The organism is Pedobacter sp. 01T416_2 (genome assembly GCF_056398925.1).
In genome coordinates this window covers 1-4,601 of the sequence record NZ_JBFTQI010000483.1, presented here as the reverse complement: position 1 = coordinate 4,601, position 4,601 = coordinate 1, and the positions used below count along the sequence as shown (strand labels likewise).

Annotated in this window: 5 protein-coding genes; all 5 read left to right on the top strand. The window is 37.5% G+C overall.

The window, feature by feature from the left end; genetic code table 11:
• Window positions 1-1,020, top strand: a 1,020-nt coding sequence (locus tag AC1DPQ_RS18525; protein ID WP_477610488.1) for a complex I subunit 4 family protein, incomplete at its 5' end; no start/stop codon positions are given.
• Window positions 1,021-1,023: 3 nt separating this feature from the next.
• The gene (locus AC1DPQ_RS18520; RefSeq protein ID WP_477610487.1) at window positions 1,024-2,394 is read left to right on the top strand and encodes an NADH-quinone oxidoreductase subunit N; all 1,371 of its coding nucleotides are present in this window, start codon (window positions 1,024-1,026) and stop codon (window positions 2,392-2,394) included.
• Window positions 2,395-2,441: 47 nt separating this feature from the next.
• Window positions 2,442-3,101, top strand: coding sequence for a DedA family protein (locus tag AC1DPQ_RS18515; RefSeq protein ID WP_029274742.1), 660 nt, complete (start codon window positions 2,442-2,444; stop codon window positions 3,099-3,101).
• 2 nt (window positions 3,102-3,103) lie between these two features.
• Window positions 3,104-3,655 (top strand): inorganic diphosphatase, encoded by a 552-nt coding sequence (locus tag AC1DPQ_RS18510; protein ID WP_025146339.1) that lies wholly within the window; start codon window positions 3,104-3,106, stop codon window positions 3,653-3,655.
• The coding region (locus AC1DPQ_RS18505; RefSeq protein WP_477610486.1) for a hemolysin family protein at window positions 3,655-4,601 on the top strand (947 nt) is incomplete at its 3' end. The genes AC1DPQ_RS18510 and AC1DPQ_RS18505, both read left to right, overlap by 1 nt.

Here is a 4,601-nt window from a genome sequence, read left to right as displayed (position 1 = left end):
GGAAAAGACCGCATCCGTATCAACATGAAATTTTTCGTGTATACCATTGCTGGTTCATTATTTATGTTGATGGGTATTATTTACTTATATCTTCAAAACCCAGCACACAATTTTGATATTCAAGCCTTTTATGCTTTAAACTTAGATAGTGTACAACAGGGATGGATTTTCTGGGCTTTCTTTATCGCTTTTGCCATTAAGATGCCAATTTTCCCTTTCCACACCTGGCAGCCTGATACTTATACCGCAGCACCTACACAAGGAACGATGCTATTATCGGGTATCATGTTAAAAATGGGCATTTATGGTGTAATTAGGTGGTTATTACCAATTGTTCCGGCAGGCGTTCACAATTGGGGCCAAGTGGCTATTGTTTTATCAATCATCGGTATTGTTTATGCTTCGCTGATTGCTTTTACACAAAAGGATGCTAAACGTTTGGTAGCTTATTCATCTATTGCTCACGTTGGATTAATATCAGCAGGTATCTTTGCTTTTAACCAGCAAGGTATGCAAGGTGCAATGGTACAGATGTTGAGCCATGGTATTAATGTAGTTGGTTTATTCTTTGTTTTAGATATCATCTTCTCTCGTGTTAAAACCAATAAAATTGAAGAATTAGGTGGAATTGCGAAAGTAGCACCACAGTTGGCGCTTACTTTTCTGATCATTGTTTTAGGCACGGTAGCTTTGCCGGGAACAAACGGATTTATTGGTGAGTTTTTACTGCTAATGGGCGTTTACAACTACGGCATTTGGGCTGCAGCTATTGCAGGATTAACCATTATCTTTGGTGCTGTCTACATGTTACGCATGTACCAAAATGTAATGTTGGGCGAAACCAACAGCTTGACCATCACTTTTACCGATATTAAAGGGACCGAAAAATTGGTTCTTTATACAATTTGTGCACTGATTATTATTTTGGGTGTTTATCCGAAACCAATTTTGCACTTAACAGAGGCATCTGTACAACATTTATTAGAACAGGTAAATCAAAAATTAAACACAGTAAATTAAGCAATGAATATTATTATAACCATTAGTATAACAGCTTTTATAGTGCTTTATGCAGGTTTGTTTAAGGCAAATAAAGCATTACTACCACTTACCGTTGTTGGCTTACTTACTGCACTGGGATTTACTTTTTGTGCATGGAATGGCAATGCTGTTCATTTCGGAATGATGCAGACAGATAACTTCGCTCTGGCATTTTCCGGGATCTGTATTATCGGCACACTTTTAATCTTTTTATTAACACAGAACTATTTCCACGCTAAAAGCGATAACATAGCCGAATATTATACCTTAATTCTTTTCGCGCTGGCGGGAATGATCATGATGGTATCGTATAAAAATATGGCCATGTTATTTGTAGGCTTAGAAATCATGTCGGTGAGTTTATACATTTTGGCCGGTATCCGTAAAAAGGATTTTGCCTCTAATGAAGCTTCATTAAAGTATTTCCTAATGGGTGCTTTCTCAACAGGCTTCCTCTTATTTGGTATCACCCTAATTTATGGCGCTGCAGGGTCATTCGATTTAGATAAAATACAAGCCTATCTGGTAAATAGTCAGGCAATTTCTCCAATATTTTATCCGGGTGTTATCCTGATGATGATCGGTTTAAGCTTTAAGGTTGGTGCTGCTCCTTTCCACTTCTGGACTCCAGATGTATACGAAGGCGCTCCTTCATTAATTACCACTTTCATGAGTACTGTAGTTAAAACTGCAGGCTTTGCTGCTTTTTTAAGATTATTTGCTGGTGCACTTGCTCCACTTCACGATTTTTGGGTTGCACCACTTATGGTAATTGTTTGTTTAACCTTATTCATCGGAAACGTAACTGCGCTGTTCCAAAAGAACTTCAAACGCATGTTGGCATATTCGAGTATTTCGCACGCGGGTTACCTATTGTTTTCGCTTATTGTGTTAACCAAAAACTCTGAAAACAATGTATTGGTTTATGCCGCTGCTTACACCTTCGCATCCATTATCGCTTTTGCGGTATTAATATTAGTAAAACAAAAGACGGGTAGCGATAGTTTCGAAAGTTTCAATGGTTTAGCTAAACGTAATCCACTAATAGCATTATGTTTAACCGTAGCTATGCTTTCATTAGCCGGTATTCCGCTAACAGCTGGCTTTATCGGGAAATATTTAATGTTCCTGAATGTAATGACCGAATATAAAACCTTACTTGTTGCATTTGCGATTTTAAATGCGCTGGTTGGCTTTTATTATTATTTTAGGGTAATTACAGCCATGTGGTTTAAAGACGGCGCAGAAACAGAGCTTTCAGCTCCGGCACAGTACAAGGTTGTGTTACTGGTTTCTGTAGCCATTACATTAATTTTAGGTATTTATCCTGCAATTATTTTAAACCTGATATAGGTATGCTGTTGTTTGATAATTATTTGTAGTTTTACGAATAATTGAATATGCACGATTTTTGGAATAACCTGCATCAGCTACTTGATCCCGAGAAATTATTGAGGGAGGGTGGTTTCTATCTCGTCGTATTCGTTATCTATGCAGAAACGGGCCTGTTTTTTGGTTTTTTTCTTCCCGGTGATTATTTATTGTTTTTAGCGGGAATGTTTGTAGCAACAGGCAAGCTTGATGTGAACATTGCGGTGCTCTTGGCGGGCTTGTGTTTCGCAGCCATTTCTGGAAATTTTACCGGCTATTGGTTCGGGCGTAAAACTGGCCCCGTATTGTACACCAGAAAAGACAGTTTCTTTTTTAAGAAGAGATATTTAAAAGCTGCAGAGGATTATTATCACAAACAAGGTGCCTTTGCATTAATTATGGGCAGGTTTGTGCCAATTGTTAGAACTTTTGCACCGATTTTTGCGGGAGTTGTAAAATTAGAGTTTAAAAAGTTTGCCTTATACAATGTTGTTGGTGGCGTACTTTGGATCTGCTCCTTAACTTTGCTCGGTTATTTTTTAGGCAGAAGGTTTGAAAAAGAAATTAACGATTATTTATTATATATTATTATTGGCTTTATCCTTATTACAACTATACCATTATTAATTACCTTTGTAAAAAGTAAAGTAGTGAGTGGTCCTGAAGAGGATAAAACAGATTTAAATTAAAAATGGCAAAAGACGATCATCACGCATGGCATAGCGTATCTCCTGGGCACAATGTTCCGGAAATTGTAAACGCAATTATTGAAATTCCAAAAGGATCAAAAGCAAAATACGAAATAGATAAAGAATCAGGTCTGATCAAGTTAGATAGGGTTCTTTTTTCATCAGTAATGTACCCAGCAAATTATGGCTTTATTCCGCAAACTTATTGCGATGATAAAGATCCATTAGATATTCTGGTGCTTTGCTCGGTAGATGTTTATCCAATGACATTGATCGAAGCGAAAGTTGTAGGTGTAATGCACATGGTAGATAATGGAGAGCAAGATGATAAAATTATCGCGGTTGCTGCTCACGATATGTCGGTAAACTACATCAACGATTTAGATGAATTACCTCCACACCAAATGAAAGAGATTGTTCGTTTCTTTCAGGATTATAAAGCATTAGAAGATAAAAATGTAACCATCGAACATTTACTTGGTGTTCGTTATGCGCATAAAGTAATTAAAGAAAGCATAGAACTTTATAACACAACATTTAGAGAATTGGCTTAATGGATTTACCCACGGTATGTTTGTTTTTAAATTTTGAGCTAAGTGCAATCCTGCCCAAAAACGTAGTTTTGGTTGCTTTACAAGAACCCGATACCACTTCTGTAGGCTGGCGATTATTCTTTGCATTATTTTTGGTGTTACTAAACGGATTTTTTGTTGCAGCAGAGTTTGCAATTGTAAAAGTCCGGGCATCACAGATTGAAATTAAAGCAAAAACAGGCAGTCGTGTTGGCAAAATGGCCAAAGGGATTATTCATAACCTTGATGGATATCTGGCAGCCACACAGCTGGGTATAACGCTTGCATCGCTTGGCTTAGGTTGGGTAGGTGAAGGCGTTATGCATACCATTTTCAAAAATCTGTTCGATAGTTTGGAATGGGGATTGAGCGATGCTTCTATCCATACTGCATCTACAATTGTTGCCTTCTCGTTGATTACGATTATGCATATTGTATTTGGTGAATTAGCGCCTAAATCTTTTGCTATCCAACGGCCGGTAGCAACAACCTTATTTGTTTCTGTACCATTGCAGATATTTTATGTGGTATTTAGACCATTCATCTGGACATTAAATAGTCTTGCTGCGATTATTCTTAAGCCATTCGGAATCGACACTTCAAGCGGACATGAATCGCTTCATAGTACCGAAGAACTTCAGTATTTATTAGACCAGGGTAAAGAAAGCGGAGCCTTAGATAATAACGAACATGAGCTGATTAAAAACGTATTCGATTTTAATGAGCGAGTGGTGAAGAATATCATGGTACCCCGCACCAAAATTTCGGGTATTGAACTAACTTCTCCAAAAGAAGAAGTGATTGATACAATTATTAAGGAAGGGTATTCGCGTTTACCGGTTTATGATGAGATCATGGATAAAATTGTAGGGATTATCCATGCAAAAGATATTTTACCATTGGTTGCAGCGGGTAATCAGCACTGGAC

What these genes read in the sequence shown, in the direction of transcription:
- AC1DPQ_RS18520 (WP_477610487.1), top strand. Translation starts at nt 1,024, where the DNA reads ATGAATATTATTATAACCATTAGTATAACAGCTTTTATAGTGCTTTAT.
- AC1DPQ_RS18515 (WP_029274742.1), top strand. Translation starts at nt 2,442, where the DNA reads ATGCACGATTTTTGGAATAACCTGCATCAGCTACTTGATCCCGAGAAA.
- AC1DPQ_RS18510 (WP_025146339.1), top strand. Translation starts at nt 3,104, where the DNA reads ATGGCAAAAGACGATCATCACGCATGGCATAGCGTATCTCCTGGGCAC.